The 19,441-nt window shown below is 72.2% G+C and carries 14 protein-coding genes and 1 riboswitch; of the genes, 6 read left to right on the top strand and 8 right to left on the bottom strand.

Features of this window, described 5'->3' with window-relative positions; genetic code table 11:
• Positions 1-7: 7 nt before the first annotated feature.
• A riboswitch (TPP riboswitch) is annotated at positions 8-121 on the top strand.
• Positions 116-1,714: a phosphomethylpyrimidine synthase ThiC gene (gene thiC / locus ACTFAP_RS13890; RefSeq protein ID WP_500469282.1), complete on the top strand. Its 1,599-nt coding sequence runs from the start codon at positions 116-118 to the stop codon at positions 1,712-1,714. Its footprint overlaps the riboswitch before it by 6 nt.
• 29 nt (positions 1,715-1,743) lie before the next feature.
• Here the strand turns inward: thiC and ACTFAP_RS13885 are convergent, their stop codons facing one another.
• Positions 1,744-2,682 carry a BRO-N domain-containing protein gene (locus ACTFAP_RS13885; RefSeq protein ID WP_500469281.1) on the bottom strand — a complete coding sequence of 313 codons (939 nt, stop codon included), beginning with the start codon at positions 2,680-2,682 and terminating at the stop codon, positions 1,744-1,746.
• 182 nt (positions 2,683-2,864) lie between these two features.
• Here ACTFAP_RS13885 and ACTFAP_RS13880 point away from each other — a divergent pair, with 182 nt between their 5' ends.
• Entirely contained in the window at positions 2,865-3,566 is a 702-nt protein-coding gene (locus tag ACTFAP_RS13880) for a DUF2637 domain-containing protein (protein WP_500469279.1), read from the top strand.
• 185 nt (positions 3,567-3,751) lie between these two features.
• Positions 3,752-4,552: an SAM-dependent methyltransferase gene (locus tag ACTFAP_RS13875; protein ID WP_500469278.1), complete on the top strand. Its 801-nt coding sequence runs from the start codon at positions 3,752-3,754 to the stop codon at positions 4,550-4,552.
• Here ACTFAP_RS13875 and ACTFAP_RS13870 read toward each other — a convergent pair.
• The 6 genes from ACTFAP_RS13870 to hisC all read right to left on the bottom strand — a co-directional run bounded on the left by ACTFAP_RS13870 (position 4,549) and on the right by hisC (position 14,479).
• The gene (locus ACTFAP_RS13870) at positions 4,549-5,292 is read right to left on the bottom strand and encodes an SDR family NAD(P)-dependent oxidoreductase (protein ID WP_390118728.1); all 744 of its coding nucleotides are present in this window, start codon (positions 5,290-5,292) and stop codon (positions 4,549-4,551) included. The genes ACTFAP_RS13875 and ACTFAP_RS13870 overlap by 4 nt on opposite strands.
• Positions 5,293-5,335: 43 nt before the next feature.
• Positions 5,336-6,964 carry a sensor histidine kinase gene (locus ACTFAP_RS13865; RefSeq protein ID WP_500469276.1) on the bottom strand — a complete coding sequence of 543 codons (1,629 nt, stop codon included), beginning with the start codon at positions 6,962-6,964 and terminating at the stop codon, positions 5,336-5,338.
• Positions 6,965-6,978: 14 nt separating this feature from the next.
• Positions 6,979-10,587 carry a thiol reductant ABC exporter subunit CydD gene (cydD, locus tag ACTFAP_RS13860; RefSeq protein WP_500469274.1) on the bottom strand — a complete coding sequence of 1,203 codons (3,609 nt, stop codon included), beginning with the start codon at positions 10,585-10,587 and terminating at the stop codon, positions 6,979-6,981.
• Positions 10,588-10,626: 39 nt separating this feature from the next.
• Positions 10,627-11,631, bottom strand: coding sequence for a cytochrome d ubiquinol oxidase subunit II (gene cydB, locus ACTFAP_RS13855; RefSeq protein WP_495684783.1), 1,005 nt, complete (start codon positions 11,629-11,631; stop codon positions 10,627-10,629).
• A gap of 20 nt (positions 11,632-11,651) precedes the next feature.
• A complete protein-coding gene (locus tag ACTFAP_RS13850; protein ID WP_495684782.1) occupies positions 11,652-13,193 on the bottom strand; it encodes a cytochrome ubiquinol oxidase subunit I in 1,542 nt (513 codons plus the stop codon).
• Positions 13,194-13,333: 140 nt separating this feature from the next.
• Positions 13,334-14,479 (bottom strand): histidinol-phosphate transaminase, encoded by a 1,146-nt coding sequence (hisC, locus tag ACTFAP_RS13845; RefSeq protein WP_495684781.1) that lies wholly within the window; start codon positions 14,477-14,479, stop codon positions 13,334-13,336.
• 322 nt (positions 14,480-14,801) lie between these two features.
• Between hisC and ACTFAP_RS13840 the strand changes: the two genes are divergently transcribed.
• From ACTFAP_RS13840 to ACTFAP_RS13830, 3 genes are all read left to right on the top strand, one after another.
• Positions 14,802-15,968: a LacI family DNA-binding transcriptional regulator gene (locus tag ACTFAP_RS13840; protein ID WP_390117948.1), complete on the top strand. Its 1,167-nt coding sequence runs from the start codon at positions 14,802-14,804 to the stop codon at positions 15,966-15,968.
• Positions 15,969-16,147: 179 nt separating this feature from the next.
• The gene (locus tag ACTFAP_RS13835; RefSeq protein ID WP_390117949.1) at positions 16,148-17,128 is read left to right on the top strand and encodes a metallophosphoesterase; all 981 of its coding nucleotides are present in this window, start codon (positions 16,148-16,150) and stop codon (positions 17,126-17,128) included.
• A 237-nt stretch (positions 17,129-17,365) separates the two neighbouring features.
• The gene (locus ACTFAP_RS13830) at positions 17,366-18,499 is read left to right on the top strand and encodes a hypothetical protein (RefSeq protein WP_500469271.1); all 1,134 of its coding nucleotides are present in this window, start codon (positions 17,366-17,368) and stop codon (positions 18,497-18,499) included.
• Between the two features lie 35 nt (positions 18,500-18,534).
• On the opposite strand, the gene ACTFAP_RS13825 is transcribed toward ACTFAP_RS13830, so the two are convergent.
• Positions 18,535-19,428 carry an HAD family hydrolase gene (locus tag ACTFAP_RS13825; RefSeq protein ID WP_500469269.1) on the bottom strand — a complete coding sequence of 298 codons (894 nt, stop codon included), beginning with the start codon at positions 19,426-19,428 and terminating at the stop codon, positions 18,535-18,537.
• Positions 19,429-19,441 lie beyond the last annotated feature (13 nt).

Raw genomic sequence — 19,441 nt, 5'->3', positions numbered from 1 at the left:
GGCGATTATGTGACATCGCGGGAGCTCCGAGCACGGGGCTGAGAGGGCGCTGAACGAGCTGCGCCGACCGCCGAACCTGGTACCGGGTAATGCCGGCGTAGGGAGTTGGGTCATCATGACCAAGCAGGACACACGTGTGCTCGGATCGCACAAGGGATATGTCACGGGATCGCGCCCGGACTTGCGGGTGCCGGTGCGGCGCGTGCACCTCACCGACGGGCGGGACGTGACGCTGTACGACACCTCGGGTCCGTACACCGACCCGGAGGTGACCACGGATGTACGGCGCGGACTGCCGGCGCTGCGCGCCGGATGGCTGGCCGAACGGGCCGCGCGGCGGCGCCCCGCGGACGGGCTGACGCAGCTGGCGTACGCCAGGCGCGGGGAGATCACCGAGGAAATGGAGTACGTGGCGATCCGGGAGGACCGCTCCCCCGAGTTCGTGCGCGAGGAGATCGCGGCGGGCCGGGCGGTGCTGCCGGCCAACGTGAACCACCCGGAGGCCGAGCCGATGATCATCGGCAAGAACTTCCTGGTGAAGGTGAACGCCAACATCGGCAACTCCGCCGTCACCTCCTCCATCGAGGAGGAGGTGGAGAAGATGCGCTGGGCGACGCGCTGGGGCGCCGACACCATCATGGACCTGTCGACCGGCAAGGACATCCACACCACCAGGGAGTGGGTGCTGCGCAACTCCCCGGTGCCGGTGGGCACGGTGCCGCTGTACCAGGCGCTGGAGAAGACCGGCGGCCGGGCGGAGGAGCTGAGCTGGGAGATCTTCCGCGACACGGTGATCGAACAGGCCGAGCAGGGCGTGGACTACATGACCGTGCACGCCGGGGTGCTGCTGCGGTACGTACCGCTGACGGCGCGCCGTACGACGGGGATCGTCTCGCGCGGCGGCTCGATCATGGCGGCGTGGTGCCTGGCGCACCACGAGGAGAGCTTTCTGTACACGCACTTCGCGGAACTGTGCGAGATCCTGCGGGCGTACGACATCACGTTCTCGCTTGGGGACGGGCTGCGGCCGGGGTCGATCGCGGACGCCAACGACGAGGCGCAGTTCGCGGAGCTGCGGACGCTGGGCGAACTGAACCGGATCGCCAAGTCCCATGACGTGCAGACCATGATCGAGGGCCCCGGGCATGTCCCGATGCACAAGATCAAGGAGAACGTGGACCTGCAGCAGGAGATCTGCGAGGAGGCGCCGTTCTACACGCTCGGGCCGCTGACGACGGACATCGCGCCCGCGTACGACCACATCACGTCGGCGATCGGTGCGGCCATGATCGGATGGTGGGGCACGGCGATGCTGTGTTACGTGACGCCGAAGGAGCACCTGGGGCTGCCGGACCGGGACGATGTGAAGACCGGCGTGATCACGTACAAGATCGCGGCGCACGCGGCGGATCTGGCGAAGGGCCATCCGGGGGCGCAGCGGTGGGACGACGCGCTGTCGCAGGCGCGGTTCGACTTCCGCTGGGAGGACCAGTTCAATCTGGCGCTCGACCCGGACACGGCGCGGGCCTTCCATGACGAGACCCTGCCGGCTGAGCCGGCGAAGACGGCGCACTTCTGCTCGATGTGCGGGCCGAAATTCTGCTCGATGAAGATCTCGCACGACATCAGGGCCGAGATGGACCGTAAATCGGAGGAGTTCGCGCAGGCCGGGAACCGGGTGTACCTGCCGCTGGCGGAGACCGACGGGAGCTGACGGGCACGGCGCGTTCCGGCCGGCGCCGGTCAGTGCAGCGCGTACACCGGTGCGTTGTGCAGAATGCCGATCTGGCGGATGCAGTGCCGCCTGAGCAGAAAACGCAGACTGTCGTGCACCCGGGCCGAGCTGAGGCCGGTGCGGGCGGCGATCTCGTCGACGGACCAGTTGACCTGGCCGTCGGTGACGAGGGCGGGAGCGAGCAGCACAGCGACGGCCCACACGTCGTCGGTGACCGTGAGCCGCTCCCGCCAGCCGGCCAGCAGTTCCTCGGCGCCCCGCCCCCGCGGGCGGGGCGCCGTACGCTGCCGGGGCACCCGTGGTGCGGGTACCGGTGACGGTGCGGGGCCGAGCCGGTCACGGATGCCGCCGAGCACGTCGGCGACGGACCGCAGGGCATCCGCCATCTCCCGCCGCGCGGCGTTCGCCTCGCGCTGCACGGCGGCAAGCGCCGCGTCATCGCGCAGGGCGCGCTCTTCCAGCCGCACGATCGCGTCGGCGACCTGGGGCGGCATGGCGTACACGACGGGGGCCCCGGGGGCGGCGGGCTGGAGTTCGGCGGCGGGCAGGGAGTAGGAACCCTCGCGCTGGATGGTGACGATGACGTCGAGCATCCACTCCTTGAAGGGCCCGCAGGTGGGCTTGGTGCAGCCGGTCACCAGGAACAGCAGCCCCTGGAGATTCACCATCTGCAAATTCCTCCGCCAGTTCTGACCTGCGATGTTGCGAGAACTGTGACCTCCGGTCACAGTTGCCAGCGGCCGGCGGAACCGCTCGGGGACGTGATCGGTCAGGGCCTTGCGCGTGGTGGTGTAGCCCAGCTCCCGGCACACGTCGGCCGCCGGGAACCAGTGCTCGCCCTCCGGGGTGGTCAGCCGCCGGGCGCGGGCCCCGGTCGCCGCGAAGACGAAGTCGCCGATGTCGATGGCTTCGTGGCGCGGTACCGGCTGGGGCTGCTGATCATTCATGTTTGTACGGTAAGCGTGCCTTTCCGCCATGTTGCTCCGAACGAACTGAAGTTCACCCGGGAGTGGGATATTCAGCCGCAATTCCGAGATAAGCCATGGCATTCATCGTTTCATTAATAAATAAACTGGACATTCACTCCAATGCCACGCATCGAGGCCAAATGCAGTGTCGTTGGCGGAGTATGACTCCACAGAATCCCTCGGCCCACCCCGAACCCCCTTACGGATCGGTCCTGTACGAGGCGGAGGACACCCAGCACCTGCTGCGGAACGGCGAAGGGAGCTGGCAGTTCGACGGCGATCTCGCCCAGCTCCTGCAGACCGCCGCCGCCCCCCAGCCGACCCCCCGCCACCACGCACCGGCGCACGCCGCCCCCGTCCCCGACGCGGGCGATCCCAGCGCCCGCCACCGGCGGCCCCGGCGGCGCGTCCCGCTGCCCAGCCGGCCCGGCCCGGTGCAGTGGCTGCGCTGGAGCAGTCTGCTCATCGCCGCGTGCCTCACCGTCATCGCCGCCATGCTCAGCATTCTCGGCGGCCTCATCTCCTACGTCCCGCTGCGCGAGATGGTCTCCCCGACCGCCGCCAGCGGGCTCACCGGCTGGTGGCCGGTGCTGATCTACGGGCCGTGGCTGGTCGCGTCCCTGTCGATCGTGCGGGCCGCCCTGCACCAGCGCCGGGCCGCCCACTCCTGGGCCGTGGTGATCTTCTTCTCCGGCCTCGCGGTCTACCTCTGCGTCGAGCAGGCCCCCAACACGGTCACCGATCTGGCCGTCGCCGGGCTGCCGCCGATCTCCGCGCTGGTGGCCTTCCACCAACTGGTGCGCCAGATCACCCTGATCAACCCGCCCCGGCACGCCGTCCCGCAGCCCCGCCCCGCCCGGTGACCCACCCGGACGTCCGGGAACGGGAAGACCCCCGGTGCCGGAACCTCCGGCATTCCTCCAGACTTCGGAGGGCGGGGACGGCGCGCCGGACGATCCTCCCGGCCCTGACCGCACCCCTCCCGCCCCAGCCTGCTCAGCATTAAGCTGACGGGCACTCACCACGACGGCGGCGGAGGGACACTGCGATGAGCGACGAGGCCATCCCGGGGATCGACCTGAGCCGGCCCAGCATCGCGCGGACCTACGACTACCTCATCGGCGGCAAGGACAACTACGCCGTCGACCGGGAGTTCGGCGACGAGTTCATCGTGAAACTGCCCGGCGCCGTCCAGATGGCCATCGACAACCGGCAGGCGCTGGTACGGGCCATCGGGGACATCGCCGGTACGACGGGGATCCGGCAGTTCATCGACTTCGGCAGCGGCCTGCCCACCGCCGACAACGTGCACCAGGTCGCCGAGCGGCACGCCCCCGAGGCGCGCGTGGTGTACGTCGACAACGACCCCATCGTGCTCGCCCACGGCCGGGCGCTGCTCGCCGAGAACGACCACACCGTCGTGATCCAGGCCGACCTGCGCCGTCCCCGTGCCATAAGGGAGGACCCCGCCCTCCTGCGGCTCATAGATTTCGACCGGCCGGTCGGCGTCATCCTCTCCGCCGTGCTCCATCACCTCAACGACGACGAGGACCCGTACGGCGTCATGCGGTTCTGGCGGGAGGCCGTGCCCTCCGGCAGTTACTTCTTCATCAGCCACTTCCGCAGCCGCCGCGACCCGGAGTCGGCGAAGCTGGAGGGGCTGCTCCAGGGGTCGCTCGGCCGGGGCCGCTGGCGCACGGACGAGGAGATATCCGCGCTGTTCGAGGGCCTGGACATCCTGGAGCCCGGCATCCGCCCCGCCGCCGAGTGGCGGCCCGCGCTGGAGCACCGCTCGTCGCTGACGATCTGGCAGCAGCTGCTGGTCGTCGGCCTGGCCGTCAAACCCTAGCGACCGCGCTCCGCGCCGCCGTTGACCTGGATGACCTGGGCCGTGATGTGCCCGGCCGCGTGTGAGGCCAGCCAGTGCAGGGTCTGCGCCACATCACCTGGCTCGCCCGCCCGGCCGTTGAGGGTCTCGGCCACCCGCGCCCGGTGCCGCTCCTCCGACATGCCGCCGCCGAAGAACTCCGTGTCGTCGATCAGCCCCGGCGCCACCACATTGACCGTGACGCCGCGCGGCCCGAACCGCCGTGCCAGGTCGAAGGCGTAGGGGTGCAGGGCCGCCTTGCTGCCGCCGTAGCCGCCGGCCCCGGAGCCGCGCAGGGCGGCGATCGAGGACACGAACAGCACCCGTCCGCCCGGTGAGGCCAGCCGGTCCCGCAGCGCCTCGGTCAGCAGCACCGCCGTCAGGGTGTTGATCCGGAAGGACTCGGTCCACTCGTGCGCCGCCGCCACCAGCGGGTCGCTCCCGTCACCGGGAGGAGCCGGTGCGAGCCCGCCCGCGTTGTGGATCAGTACGTCCACCGTGCCGAACCGCTCCCCGATCACCGCCGCCGCCCGCGCCACCTGCGCCCGGTCCGTCAGGTCGGCCGGTACCGGCACCGCCCCCTCGATCCGCTCCGCCGCCCGTTCCAGCACGTCCGCGCGGCGCCCGATCAGCACCGGGGTGTCGCCCCCGCGCGCGAACGCCTCCGCCGTGGCCAGGCCGATGCCCGTGCCGCCGCCACTGATCACCACTGTGCGCCCGATCACCATGGGCGCGACCGTACCCGCACGGGTGATCGGCTGTCACTTACAGCGGCACCTGCCACACCAGGGCGAGGCCCCGGTCGGACAGGCCCGGGCCGAGGTCGGCCGAGCCGCCCAGCGCGGTGGCCCGGTCGATGAGATTGCGCAGGCCGCTGTACCGTGCGGCGCCTTCGGGCGGGAGGCCGACGCCGTCGTCCGCGACCGTCAGCCGGACCGCCTCCCGGCCGTCCGACAGGGTGACGGTGGCGTCCACCGTCACCTCCACCCGGCCGGCCTCCGCGTGCCGGGACGCGTTCGACAGTGCCTCGCGCAGCGCGGCGATCAGGTTCTGGGCGACGCCCTCCCCCACCCGGGTGTCCACCGGCCCCGTGAAGGACACCGACGGGGCGAAACCCAGCCCCTGGGCGGCGGTGCCGGTCTCCCGCAGCACCCGGGTGCGCAGTCCGGCGTGCGCCTCGTCCGGGTGCTGCTGGAGCGCGAAGATAGTGGTGCGGATCTCCTGGATGGTCGCGTCGAGTTCGGAGACCGCCTTGGCCAGCCGTTCATCGGTGTCCTGGGAGGCGCCCTCGGGTGCGGCGCGCCGGGCTCCCTCCAGCAGCATGCCGACCGCGAAGAGCCGCTGGATCACCAGATCGTGCAGGTCGCGGGCGATCCGGTCGCGGTCCTCGTACACCGCGAGCGCCTCGCGGTCCGAACGGGCCTGCGCCAGCACCAGGGCGAGCGCCGCCTGCTGCGCGAACTGGGTGGCCATCGCCCGCTCGGGTACGGAGTAGACCTCGGCGCCGGGGGCCCGGGGCAGGCCGAGAGCGCCCAGGGTCTTGTCGCCGCTGGTGAGGGGCAGCAGCATGCAGGGGCCGAAGTGTTCGGCGAAGCGGGGGGCGGTGAGCCGGGGGTCGGTGGCGGCGTCGTCGATGAAGACTGGTTCGCCGGAGAGCAGACCGGCGACGGTCTCGGCGTCGACGGGCAGCGCGCTGCCGATCAGCGGCGGGCCGCCGGGGGAGGCGCTGGCGGCGACCACCTCCAGGACCGTCCCGGGTTCTTCGGTGGGCACCAGCACCAGGCCCGCGTCGGCGTCGGCGAGCCGTCTGGCCTGCTCGGCGACGACCGCGAGCGCGTTGTCCACGTCCTCGGCCAGCAGGGAGGCGGACAGTTCCACGCTGCCGTCCATCCAGCGGGCCTGCTGGCGCACCGCCTCGTACAGCCGGGCGTTGCCGACCGCGATGCCCGCCTCGGTGGCCAGGATGCGGAGCATCTGGAGGTCCTCGGGGGTGAACGGTTCCCCGCCGGGCTTGTCCGCCAGATACAGGCCGCCGAAGCCGGCCCCGTGCACCAGGATGGGGACGCCGATCATGGGGGCGTTGTCGTCGGGCTCCGCGCGCCGCAGGGGCCGGCCGCCGCGTTCCAGCAGTTCGGACAGGAGCTGGTCGCGGCCGGGGATGCCGGGGTCACGGCCGTGGGTGACGAACTCGCCGACGCGTTCGCCGTCGTCGGTCAGCACGGCCAGCGCGGCATACCGGGCGCCGGCCAGTTCTGCGGCGGTGCCCACGATCCGCTCCAGCAGGGTGGGCAGCGCCACATCGCCGCCCAGGGAGGTCATGGCGGCGAGCAGCCGGGGCATCCGGCGGGCCAGCTCGGGGCTGAGCGGTGGCGCGGGTGCCTCCTGCTGTGTCATAGCTGTGAGGGTAATTAGTCCGGCTTTGCGGCGAAAGTCGGGATCGGTGATCGCGGCTGCCGCTCGGCCCCCGCCTCCGCTTCGGCCTCCCGCTCCAGCATCCGCCGGAACGGACCCCCGACGGCGGCCAGCTCGGCGTACGGGCCGCGCTGTACGGGGCGGCCGGCCGCCAGGACCAGCACCTCGTCGACGGCGTCGAGTCCGGCCAGCCGGTGCGTGATGAGCACCGTGGTCCGGCCCTCGGTGGCCGCCAGCAGGTCGTGGGTGAGCGCGTCGGCGGTGGGCAGGTCGAGGTGTTCCGCGGGCTCGTCGAGGATGAGGACGGGGAAGTCCGCGAGCAGCGCGCGGGCGAGGGCGAGCCGCTGGCGCTGGCCGCCGGAGAGCCGGGCGCCGTGTTCGCCGACCTCGGTGTCCAGGCCCTCGGGCAGCGCGTCCACCCACTCCAGCAGCCGGGCGGCGGCCAGCGCGGCGCGCAGCGCGTCGTCGTCGGCGGTGGGGGCGGCCAGCCGGAGGTTTTCGCGCAGGGTGCTGTCGAAGAGGTGGGCGTCCTGGGCGCACAGGCCGATGTGGCGCCGTACGGTGTCGCCGTCCAGCTCGGCGGCCGGTATCCCGTGCAGGGTGTAGCCGCCGGGGTCCGTGGGGTCCAGGAAGCGCAGCAGCACCTGGGCCAGGGTGGTCTTTCCGGCGCCGGAGTGGCCCACGACCGCGATCCGGTGGCCGGGGGTGAGGTCCAGGTCGAGCCCGTCCAGGGCGGGCGGGGTCCCGGGGGCGGCGCCCGGGTAGCGGGCGGTCAGTCCGCGCAGCCGCACGGGGAACGGGGTGGCGGGGGCGGCGGCCGGCCGGTCCGGTTCCCGGACGGGGGCGGGGGCGTCCAGTACGTCCCGGATCCGTTCGGCCGCACGGCGGGCCCGCTGCCGGTGCTGTACGGCAAGCGGCAGGCCGAGGACCGCCTCGAAGGCGGCCAGCGGGATGAGGACGACGGTGGCCAGCCAGACGCCGTTCAGGTCTCCGCCGGTCACGGCGGGGACGCCGGCCCAGGCGGCGGCGGTGACGGTGAGGCCGGTGGTCAGGGCGAGCAGTCCGCCGGCCAGGCCGGTGACGGCGGCCGAGCGGGCGGCGATCCGGGTCAGCCGGGTGTCGGCCTCGCGGACGGCGCCCAGCTGGGCGGGGAGCGCCCCGGCCACGGTGAGTTCGGCGGTGCCGGTGAGGAGATCGACGGTGCGGGTGGACAGTTCGCCCCGGGCGGGGGCCAGCTGGCGGTCCGTGCGGCGGGCGAGGGCGGCGCTGAGGGCGGGGACCGCGACCCCGGCGAGCAGCAGTCCGGCGGCGAGGATGGCACCCGCGAGGGGCAGCAGCCAGGTGGTGAAGGCCACGGCGGCGACCGAGACCGTGCCCGCCGCGACGGCGGGCAGCAGCCAGCGCAGGAAGTAGTCCTGGAGGGCGTCGACGTCGGAGACGACCCGGGAGAGCAGATCCCCGCGCCGGGTGGTGCGCAGCCCGGCGGGTGCGAGGCGTTCCAGACGCCGGTAGACCGAGACCCGGAGCCCGGCGAGGATCCGCAGCACCGCGTCATGGCTGATGAGGCGTTCGGTGTAGCGGAAGACGGCCCGGCCGATGCCGAACGCCCGGGTCGCGGTCACGGCGACCATGAGGTAGAGGATGGGCGGCTGTTCCGAGGCCCGCGAGATCAGCCAGCCGGACACAGCCATCAGTCCGGTGGCCGATCCGAGGGCGAGGGCCCCGAACACGGCCCCGAGGACGAGCCGGCCGCGCCATCCGGCCCCGGTCCGCCGCACCCACGCCAGCGGTCCGAGGGTGCCGGGTGCGGGGGTGGCCCCCACGGTGTCCGCCGCATCCGTCGATCCGGCCGGTTCCGTCGCTTCGGCCGTATCCGCCGCGTCGGGGCGTCCGGCCGCCGGCCGGTGCTGGTCCGGGCCGGCGGCGATCGCCCCGGCCGGCTGTGCCGGCGGGGTGTGCTGCTCCCCCTGGTCCGGTGCGCCACCGGGGGGTTGTTTCACGTGAAACACCCGATCGGCCGCGGCCAGCAGAGCGGGGCGATGGGTGACCAGCAGAACCGTACGGTCGGCCGCCAGGGCGGTGATCGCCGCGACCACCTCCGCCTCCGTGGTGCCGTCCAGGGCCGCGGTGGGTTCGTCCAGCAGCAGGATCGGGCGGTCGGTCAGCAGGGCACGCGCCAGGGCCACCCGCTGGCGCTGACCTGCCGACAGTCCGCTGCCCGATTCGTCGAGTCGGTGACCGGGGTCCAGGTCGCCCGCTGCCGCCGCCCGCAGTGCCGCGAGGACCTCCTCGTCGGTAGCCTCGGGCCGGGCCAGCCGGACGTTCTCGGCGATCGTGCCGGCGAACAGCCGGGGGTGCTGCGGCACCCAGGCGATCCGGCGGTGCCAGGCGGCCAGATCCACCGTGGACAGGTCGGCGCCGCCCACCAGCACCCGCCCCCGTACCGGCTGTGCGAAGCCCAGGACGACGTTCAGCAGGGTGCTCTTCCCGGCCCCTGAGGGGCCGGTCAGCGCCACGGTCTCACCGGGGGAGAGCGTCAGGGTGGTGGGTGCCAGGGAGTCCTGCTGCCGGCCCGCATGGCGGATCACCACGCCGTCGAGCACGATCGACGCGTTCTCCGGCGGTGTCACCGTGCCGCTGCCCCTGGCCGGCTCGGTCTCCAGGACCTCGAAGACCTCGGCCGCCGCCGACAGGCCCTCCTGCGCGGCGTGGAACTGGGCCCCCACCTGGCGCAGCGGCAGATACGCCTCCGGCGCCAGGATCAGCACCACCAGACCGGTGTAGAGGTCGAGTTCGCCGTGCACCAGCCGTACGCCGATGCTGACGGCGACCAGGGCCACCGAGATGGTGGCCAGCAGTTCCAGTGCGAAGGAGGACAGGAACGCCACCCGCAGCGTGCGCAGGGTGGAGCGCCGGTAGTCGGAGGTGATGGCCCGGATGTTCTCGGCCTGTGCTCGGGCCCGGCCGAACACCTTCAGGGTGGTCAGTCCGCCCACCACGTCGAGGAAGTGTCCGGACAGCCGGGCCAGTTGCCGCCATTGGCGGTCCATCTGGGCCTGGGTCGCCCAGCCGATGAGGATCATGAACAGCGGGATCAGCGGCAGCGTGCCCGCGATGATCGCCGCCGAGACCCAGTCGTCCGTGACGATCCTGGCCAGCACGGCCACCGGCACGACCACCGCCAGGCCGAGCTGCGGCAGATAGCGCGCGAAGTAGTCGTCCAGCGCGTCCACGCCCCGGGTGGCCAGCGCGGTCAGCTCCCCGCTGCGCTGGCCGCTCAGCCAGCCGGGCCCGAGCCGGGTGGCGTGGCCGAGCAGCCGGAGTCGCAGCTCGGACTTGACGGCCGCGCCCGCCCGGTGGGCGGCCAGCTCGGTCAGCCAGGCCACCAGGCCGCGCCCCAGCGCGGCGGCACCGAGCAGCAGCAGCGGGGTGCGCAGCTCCGTCAGTTCCCTGCCGTCCTGGAAGGTGCCGGCCACGATCTCGGCGATGAGCATGGCCTGCCCGATGAGCAGCACCGCGCCGGCCAGCCCCAGGACGACCGAGGCGGCGAGAAAGCCCCGGGTCGCCCGGGCGTGGCGGAGCAGTCGCGGGTCCACGGGCTTCATCGGTGCACTCCCTCGCTGCCTCGGCCGTCGCCGCTCACGTCAGTGCGCCGCCGGCGCGATGTGCTGGGTGCCGATGCGCTTGCGGAACACCCAGTACGTCCAGCCCTGGTAGAGCAGGACCACCGGGGTGGCGATGGCCGCGCACCAGGTCATGATCTTCAGGGTGTACGGGCTGGAGGCGGCGTTGTCGATGGTCAGGGTGCCCGCCGGGTCCCCGGTGGAGGGCATGACCTCGGGGAACAGCGCCAGGAACAGCATGGCCACCGCGGCCACGATCGCCAGCCCCGACCAGGCGAAGGACCAGCCCTCGCGTCCCCGGGCGTTGGCCGCCAGCGCGGCGCCCAGCGCCACCGCCGCGACCACCATGGCGACCAGGGTACGGCTGTCGCCGCTCTGGCTCTGGGTCCACAGCAGGAAGCCGGCGGCCAGTGCCAGGGCGGCCAGGCCGAGGCCGGTGGCCAGCCGCCTGGCCCGTACCCGGATGTCGCCGACCGTCTTGAGCGCCGTGAAGACCGCGCCGTGGAAGGTGAACAGCACCAGGGTGAGCGCCCCGCCGAGCAGGGCGTACGGGTTGAGCAGGCCGAAGACATTGCCGGTGTACTCGTGGGCGGCGTCCAGCGGCACCCCGCGCACGATGTTGGCGAAGATGACGCCCCACAGGAAGGCGGGGATCGCCGAGCACCAGAAGATCGCGTGCTCCCAGTTGCGCTGCCAGCGTTCCCCCGGCCGCTTGGCGCGGTACTCGAAGGCGACGCCGCGCACGATGAGGCTGAGCAGCACGGTGAGCATGAGGAGGTAGAAGCCGGAGAAGAGGGTGGCGTACCAGTCGGGGAAAGCGGCGAAGGTGGCCCCGGCGGCGGTCAGCAGCCAGACCTCGTTGCCGTCCCAGACCGGCCCGATGGTGTTGATGAGGACCCGCCGCTCGGTGCGGTCGCGGGCCAGTGTCTTGGTGAGGACGCCGACGCCGAAGTCGAAGCCCTCCAGGAAGAAGTAGCCGATCCACAGGACGGCGATGAGCGCGAACCAGAGGTTGGGGAGTTCCATCACATGCTCCTGACGGACACCTAGTAGGAGAAGGCCATGGGACGGTCCGCCGGCTTCTGGCGGTCCGGGTCGTCCGGGTCATCGGTACGGTCGTGGCCGCCGATCCGGGTCGGCGGGTTGCGGTCCGCGTCGGTCAGCTCCGGTGGTCCGGCCTTGGCGTACTTGGCCAGCAGCCGCACTTCCACCACGGCGAGGATCGCGTACAGCAGGGTGAAGAGCGTCATGGAGGCGATGACCTCGCCCTGGGAGACGCCGGGCGAGACCGCGTCGGAGGTGCGCATGACCCCGTACACCACCCAGGGCTGCCGGCCGGTCTCGGTGAAGATCCAGCCCCAGGCGTTGGCGATCAGCGGGAAGAGCATGGTGAGCAGGGCAAGACGCCAGTAGCCGCGGGTGAGGGTGGGGCCCAGTTCGCGGTCGCGGGTGAGGGCGAGGCGCGGGACGGTCTCCTCGTCGGTGCGCAGCCGTTCGGAGAGCCACAGCCGGCGGCGGGTGAGCCACAGTCCGGCGGCGCCGAGCGCGAAGGAGGACATGCCGAACCCGATCATCCAGCGGAAGCTCCAGTAGGCCACCGGGATGTTGGGGCGGTAGTCGCCCGGCCCGTACTGCTCCTGCATCGCCTCGTTGGTGTCATTGATGCCGGGGACCGGGTCGCTGAAGTTGTCGTGGGCCAGGAAGGACAGCAGTCCGGGGATCTCGATGGCGACGTCGTTGTGGCCCCGGGCGACGTCACCGATGCTGAACAGCGAGAACGGTGCCGGTGCCTGGGTGTCCCACAGGGCCTCGGCGGCGGCCATCTTCATGGGCTGCTGGTCGTACATGATCTTGCCGAGCCGGTCGCCGGAGAAGGCGGTCAGCATGCCGGCGACGACCATGGTGATCAGGCCGAGCCGCAGCGAGGTGCGCATCACCGGGATGTGCTGCCTGCGGATGAGGTGGTAGGCGGCGATGCCGACCATGAAGGCGCCGCCGGTGAGGAACGCGGCGGTGATGGTGTGGGCGAACTGGGCGACGGCGGTGTTCTGGGTGAGGACGTGGACGATGTCGGTCAGTTCCGCCCGTCCGGTCTCCTCGTTGATGCGGTAGCCGACCGGGTGCTGCATCCAGGAGTTGGCGGCCAGGATGAAGTACGCGGAGAGCACCGTGCCGATCGCCACCATCCAGATGGTGGCGAGGTGGATCTTCTGCGGCAGCTTGTCCCAGCCGAAGATCCACAAGCCGATGAAGGTGGATTCGAAGAAGAAGGCGATGAGGGCCTCGAAGGCCAGCGGGGCGCCGAAGACGTCCCCGACGAACCGGGAGTAGTCCGACCAGTTCATGCCGAACTGGAATTCCTGGAGGATCCCGGTCACCACGCCGAGCGCGATGTTGATGAGGAAGAGCTTTCCCCAGAACTTCGTGGCCCGGAGGTACTTCTCCTTGCCGGTGCGTACCCAGGCGGTCTGCAAGCCGGCCGTGAGGGAGGCGAGCGAGATCGTCAGCGGTACGAAGAGGAAGTGGTAGACGGTGGTGATGCCGAATTGCCACCGTGCCAGTGTCTCGTCGGCGAGCGCCAGATCCACGGGGGTCTCCTTCCCTGCGCCCCGTACCTTGTGAACGTATTCACATTCACAAGTACGATGATGGCACACCGCTCCCGGGGTCCCCCAGGGGGGTCCGAGAGCGGTGTAGTGCGGTAAACGCGCAGGTCAGAAGGGTGTGATCAGGCGGAGGCGACGTCGCGGAAGGCGGCCGCCGTGGCCAGCACCACATCGTTGGCCTCGGGCTCGGCGACGGTGATCCGTACGCCCTCCCCACCGAACGGCCGCACCATCACCCCGGCCTCCTCACAGGCCGCGGCGAAGCGCGCGGTGTCCGCGCCCAGGCGCAGCCACACGAAGTTCGCCTGGGACTCCGGCACCGTCCAGCCCTGGTCCCGCAGGCCCCGCGTCACCCGGGTGCGCTCGGCGACCAGCGCGGCCACCCGCTCCAGCAGGGCGGGCTCGGCGCGCAGCGAGGCGATCGCCGCGTTCTGCGCGATCTGGCTCACCCCGAACGGCACCGCGGTCTTGCGCAGCGCCGCCGCCACCGGCTCGTGGGCCACCGCGAAGCCCACCCGCAGCCCGGCCAGCCCATACGCCTTGGAGAAGGTGCGCAGGACACAGACGTTGGGCCGGTCCCGGTACAGCGCGATGCCGTCGGCCGCGGCGTCGTCCCGGACGAACTCCCGGTAGGCCTCGTCGATGACCACCAGCACGTCGCGGGGCACCCGGTCCACGAAACGGGTCAGCTCGGCATGGCCGAGGGCGGTGCCGGTGGGGTTGTTGGGGGTGCAGAGGAAGATGAGCCGGGTGCGGTCGGTGATGGCCTCGGCCATCGCGTCCAGGTCGTGCTCCTCGCCGTCCGTCAGCGGCACCTGGACCGAGGTCGCCCCCGAGATGCGGGTGATGATCGGGTAGGCCTCGAAGGAGCGCCAGGCGTAGATCACCTCGTCCCCCGGGCCCGCCGTCGCCTGGAGCAACTGCTGGGCCACGCCCACCGAGCCGGTTCCGGTCGCCAGATGGCTCACCGGGACCCCGAAGTGCGCGGCCAGTTCGGCCAGCAGGGCGCCCGCCGTCATGTCCGGGTAGCGGTTGAAGGCCCCGGCCGCGCCGACGACGGCTTCCAGCACACCGGGCAGCGGCGGGTACGGGTTCTCGTTGGAGGACAGCTTGTACACCGCACGGCCGTCGGCGCGGTCGGCGGCGGGACGGCCCGGTACGTAGGCCGGGATGTCCTCCAGTACGGCGCGCAGCCGGGGGCCGGCCACCTCGGCGGCGGCGGACTCGGGCGCGGCGTCCCGCGGGGTGTCCTGGGAAGATACGGTCATCCTCCACACTGTATGAGGAAAGCCGCGCCGGGCGTATCCCCCGGGCGTTGCCGGTGACCGAGGTACGGCGCCCACCCGAAATTTCGCGCCGGTGGCGAGCGCCCTGGCGCGCTTCACTCGTGAGAGTGAACCGGCGCCCGTTGAATTCGAGTGAAGTGTTCGGAAGTAAGCGCCCGCACATCGGTTCCATCACAGGGAAAGTGGCCGAACGCCCCTGTTGATCCAAGGCAGAACGCCTAGTTGACCTTGCAGAAACGTAATCGCGCCCCCCATGCTCCGTCGGCTCAGCAGGCCCCGCCCCCGGGCCTACGATCAGGTCGCCATGACAGCAGCGAAGCATCAGGTGACTCGGTCCGCCGGGCGCCGGCCGAGCGGGCGGGCCGGCATCCGAGATGTCGCCGCGGCAGCCGGTGTCTCGATCACGACTGTCTCCGACGCGCTCAACGGCAAGGGCCGGCTGCCCGACGCCACCCGCCGGCACGTGCGCAGCGTGGCGGACCGCCTCGGCTACCGACCCTCGGCCGCCGCCCGGACGCTGCGCACCGGGAAATCCGGGCTCATCGGGCTCACCGTCACCACCTACGGCGAAGAACCCTTCACCTTCACCGAGTTCGCCTACTTCGCCGAGATGGCCAGGGCCGCCACCTCCGCCGCCCTCGCCCGCGGCTACGCCCTGGTGATCCTCCCGGCCACCTCCCACCACCGTGACTTCGACGTCTGGTCCAACGTGGCGCTGGACGGCACCGTCGTCATCGACCCCGCCGACCACGACCCGGTCGTCACCGAACTCGTCCGGCAGGGCATCCCGGTGGTCTCCGACGGCCGCCCCGACGCCGCGCTCCCCGTCACCGCCTGGGTCGACAACGACCACGAGGCCGCCGTCCTGGGCCTGCTGGACCACCTGGCCGGCTCGGGCGCCCGCCGCATCGGCCTGCTCACCGGGACCAGCACCGACACCTACACCCGGCTGTCCACCACCGCCTACCTCAGCTGGTGCGAGCGGGTCGGCCAGGAGCCCGTCTACGAGGCCTACCCGGCACACGATCCGTGCGCCGGGGCGGTGGCCGCCGACCGGCTGCTGGCCCGGCCCGACCGGCCCGACGCCGTCTACGGCCTGTTCGACCCCAACGGCACCGATCTGCTGGCCGCCGCCCGCCGTTACGGCCTGCGGGTGCCCGATGACCTGCTGGTGGTGTGCTGCAGCGAGTCCCCCGTGTACGCCACCACCGAACCGCCCATCACCACCCTGTCCCTCAAACCGGGGCGGATCGGCTCCACCGTCGTCCAACTGCTGATCGACGCCATCGAGGGGGCCGGGGAGCGCGGCCGTGAGCACGACCGCGACCGGGTACGGGCGGCGGCCCGGGTGCCCTCGCACCAGCTCATGCCGACCGAACTCATCGTCCGTGCCTCTTCCCAGCGCACCGCCCGCAGGATCGCGCGCACCACCGTCACGGCGCCGCGTACGCCGCCTCTCGGCGATCGCTAGTTTCCAGCCGCTGCTTCCGGCAATATCGTCTTACGACAGAACCTCGGCGCCCCGGCGAACCATGCCGGGGGATCGTCACACCCGGGTGTGTCACAAGTGAGCGGCTGGATTCCTATGATGGGCGAATGAGACCGGGATCCGGCCGAAACGGCAGGTCCCGCAGGTGAAGGCGGCGTGTGATGGTGGAGGGGTCGATGACTCACGGGGCCGACGAGGGACCCAAGACGTGGCAGGGCGCGACCGAGGGCGGTCCGGCCATTCCCCCGCGGCCCGCACAGGAGCCCGATCTGTACACCCCCACCGTGCAGGACCTGCCGGTGCTGGAGGGCGCGGGGCCGCTGTACGTGGTCGGTGACGTCCACGGCTACCTGGACGAGCTGCGCGCCGCCCTGCGGGCGGCCGGGCTGACCGACGCCGAGGACCGCTGGGCGGCCGGCAACTCGCGGCTGTGGTTCCTGGGGGACTTCACCGACCGCGGCCCGGACGGCATCGGCGTCATCGACATGGTGATGCGGCTGTCCGCGGAGGCCGCCGCCGCCGGCGGGTACTGCAAGGCGCTGCTCGGCAATCACGAACTGCTGTTCCTGGGCGCCAGCCGGTTCGGTGACACCCCGGTCGAATCCGGCGCCGGCACCGCCTCCTTCCACGCCGCCTGGATGCTCAACGGCGGCCAGCGCGCCGACATGGAACGGCTGCGCGACCACCACATCCAGTGGATGTCCCGGCTCGACTCCATGGCCGTGGCGGACGGCCATCTGCTGCTGCACTCCGACACCACCGCCTATCTCGAATACGGCGAGAACGTCGACGACGTCAATGACGCCATCTGGCAGGCCCTCGCGCGCAATGACGTGGAGGAGACCTGGGATCTGTTCCGTAAATTCACCAAACGCTTCGCCTTCCGGGACGAGGACGGGCCGCAGGCCGCCCGCGAACTGCTGGACGTCTACGGCGGTCTGCGCATCGTGCACGGCCACAGCCCGATCCCGTATCTGACCGGCGAGCCGGCCGAATCCGAGTCCGGCGACCCCGACGCGCCGGACGCCGCTCCCCGGATCGACGGCCCGCACCTGTACGCCGATTCCCTCGCCATCGCGATGGACGGCGGCGTCACCATGGCCGGAAAGCTGCTGGTCGCCCGACTCCCCCTGGATGATTGAGCGTTCGCTCCCTGTTGTACGGAGTGCGCGGCCTTGAGGGCGGGCAGATGAGAGACGGGGCACAAAGCGCCCCGGGGGTGCCAGATATCCCTCTGGCGAGGGTGGTGGAGAGAAAGATTCCGGCGATCTCCTATCACGGGGCGCCGGAAGCCCTTTACCATCAGTCCCTCACCAGCTCTCTGCCCACCCTGGCCGCTCGGTCGGCAGGAAGGCCCTTCGGAGCATCTGGGGACTTATATGAACAGCGCTCAGGATGTGCTGCCAGAGGATCGCGCTGAATTCGAGCGCGTCCTCGACGAGGCGTTGCGCTCGGCACGGCCGGGGGGCGGCGGCGCGGACGCGACCGTCGTACGCCGGGTACGGGAGGCCGCGCTGGAGGCGCGACCGCAGCTGACCGCCACGGCGGCCGACGAGTACCACCGCTATGTCCGGCTGCGCGAGCAACTGCGGGCCCCCGACGGGGCGCTGGGCGCCCCCGAGCGTTCCGGCGGCGGTAACCTCGCGGTGATCTCGGTGCTGATCCCGGTACTGGCGGGCATCGCGGCCGTAGTGTTCCTGCTGGTCGGCTACGGCATGGGGCTCTCCGACGACGAGGCGGGGGTGGCCGGATCGATGCGGGACATCGGCTGGGTGTTCGCGCTGTTCGCCGCGTTCGGACTGCTGCTCGCGGTGGCGGGCCTGGTCGTCACCGCGGCCCGCAACGGCTCCGCCTCCGCCATCAGGGCCGGCGACCGGACGCCGGGGCGCGGCGCTCTCGCCGGGGACGTGGCCGAGGCGCGCGAGGACTGGCGGCGGGCCCTGGCGGAGCGCGGCATCGGACCGTTCCTGCGCGAGGCGGCGGCGCTGCGTGACAGCGGCGCCGGGCGCGCGGACGCGTCCGGGCCCGGGGACGGGAGCGGGGCCGGCGGGCGGAAGACGCCGCAGCTGCGGTTCTCCAGCCCCGACTTCTCCAGCCCGACCGGCGGCGCTGCCCGTACCACCCCGCGCGCCGGCCGCGCGGAGTTCTCCCAGCCCCGCTTCTCCAGCCCGGAGTTCTCCACCCAGGGCAACCCGGAGGAGGGCGCGCGGGCCAAGGGGTACGCGGCGCCCGACTTCTCCTCCCCCGAGCGCGGCGGCAGCGCGAGCCGTGGCTACTCCGCCGGTGACTTCTCCGCCGGCGACTTCTCCGCGGGGGAGTACTCCTCGGGCGACTTCGCCAGCCCGGACTACTCCTCCGGCGGCAAGGACGACGGCGCGGACGGCGAGCGTCCCGGGAAGGGGTACGCGACCCCCGGGTTCGGCAGCCCCGACTACGCGGGTCCGCGCCGCAGGGGCGAGGCGGGCGACGGCGAGGGCACCACGGAGGGCACGGGCGGCGAGAACCGTCCGTAGGCCGCCGCCGGGTCGCCGCCCGGCCCCGGCCCGGCTCAGCCCCGGGCGAGCAGCCGCTCGATGACGACCGCCACCCCGTCCTCCTGGTGGGAGGCGGTGCGCCGCGCGGTGCCCGCCAGCACCGCCGGGTGGGCGTTGGCCATGGCGTAGGCGCGGCCCGCCCAGCCGAGCATCTCCAGGTCGTTGGGCATGTCCCCGAACGCCACCACCTGCTGCGCGGTGATGCCCCGCCGGGCGCAGTGCAGGGCCAGTGTGCTGGCCTTGCTGACGCCGGGTCCGCTGATCTCCAGCAGGGCGGTGGGCGAGGAGCGGGTGATCTCGCCGCGCCCGGCGGCCACCGAGCGGGCCAGGGCGAGGAAGGCGTCCGGGGCGAGCGTGCGGTGGTGCGCCAGCAGCTTGAGCAGCGGCTGGCCGGCGTACGGGCTGTCGTCCGCGAGCAGTTCCTCGACGGGGGTGACGCCGACGACGGTCGGGTCCTCCTCGTGCAGCGGGGGGTAGCCGGTGGCGTAGTGGATGCCGCCGAGGCGTTCGACGGCGAAGGTCACCCCGGGGGCGACGGCCCGCAGGGCCGCGATCAGGGCGAGCGCGTTGCCGACCGGCAGCGGGCGGGCCGCCAGCAGCGCGCCGCCGCGCCGCAGATCGATGACCGAGGCGCCGTTGCCGCAGATGGCGAGGCCGCCGTGGGCGTGCTCGCGCAGCGGGGCGACCCAGCGGGCGGGGCGGCCGGTCACGAACAGCACCTCGATGCCGGCGCGGGCGGCGGCGGCCAGCGCGGCGGCGGTGCGGGGCGAGACGGTTCCGTTGGCGCGCAGCAGGGTGCCGTCCAGATCGGTGGCGATCAGCCGGGGGAGCGCGGCCCTGCTGGGCTGACGGGGGAGGAGGGTGAGGGTGCGGGCAACTGGCGGGGGCACAGAGTCAGGCACAGTCATGCAGCATATGCCC

This window comes from Streptomyces sp. PH9007, assembly GCF_059813725.1.
The sequence above is the reverse complement of the archived record's forward strand: the minus strand, read 5'-3'. Positions and strand labels throughout refer to the sequence as shown.

What these genes read in the sequence shown, in the direction of transcription:
- thiC (WP_500469282.1), top strand. Translation starts at nt 116, where the DNA reads ATGACCAAGCAGGACACACGTGTGCTCGGATCGCACAAGGGATATGTC.
- ACTFAP_RS13885 (WP_500469281.1), bottom strand. Translation starts at nt 2,682, where the DNA reads ATGAATGATCAGCAGCCCCAGCCGGTACCGCGCCACGAAGCCATCGAC.
- ACTFAP_RS13880 (WP_500469279.1), top strand. Translation starts at nt 2,865, where the DNA reads ATGACTCCACAGAATCCCTCGGCCCACCCCGAACCCCCTTACGGATCG.
- ACTFAP_RS13875 (WP_500469278.1), top strand. Translation starts at nt 3,752, where the DNA reads ATGAGCGACGAGGCCATCCCGGGGATCGACCTGAGCCGGCCCAGCATC.
- ACTFAP_RS13865 (WP_500469276.1), bottom strand. Translation starts at nt 6,964, where the DNA reads ATGACACAGCAGGAGGCACCCGCGCCACCGCTCAGCCCCGAGCTGGCC.
- cydD (WP_500469274.1), bottom strand. Translation starts at nt 10,587, where the DNA reads ATGAAGCCCGTGGACCCGCGACTGCTCCGCCACGCCCGGGCGACCCGG.
- cydB (WP_495684783.1), bottom strand. Translation starts at nt 11,631, where the DNA reads ATGGAACTCCCCAACCTCTGGTTCGCGCTCATCGCCGTCCTGTGGATC.
- hisC (WP_495684781.1), bottom strand. Translation starts at nt 14,479, where the DNA reads ATGACCGTATCTTCCCAGGACACCCCGCGGGACGCCGCGCCCGAGTCC.
- ACTFAP_RS13840 (WP_390117948.1), top strand. Translation starts at nt 14,802, where the DNA reads ATGACAGCAGCGAAGCATCAGGTGACTCGGTCCGCCGGGCGCCGGCCG.
- ACTFAP_RS13835 (WP_390117949.1), top strand. Translation starts at nt 16,148, where the DNA reads ATGGTGGAGGGGTCGATGACTCACGGGGCCGACGAGGGACCCAAGACG.
- ACTFAP_RS13830 (WP_500469271.1), top strand. Translation starts at nt 17,366, where the DNA reads ATGAACAGCGCTCAGGATGTGCTGCCAGAGGATCGCGCTGAATTCGAG.
- ACTFAP_RS13825 (WP_500469269.1), bottom strand. Translation starts at nt 19,428, where the DNA reads ATGACTGTGCCTGACTCTGTGCCCCCGCCAGTTGCCCGCACCCTCACC.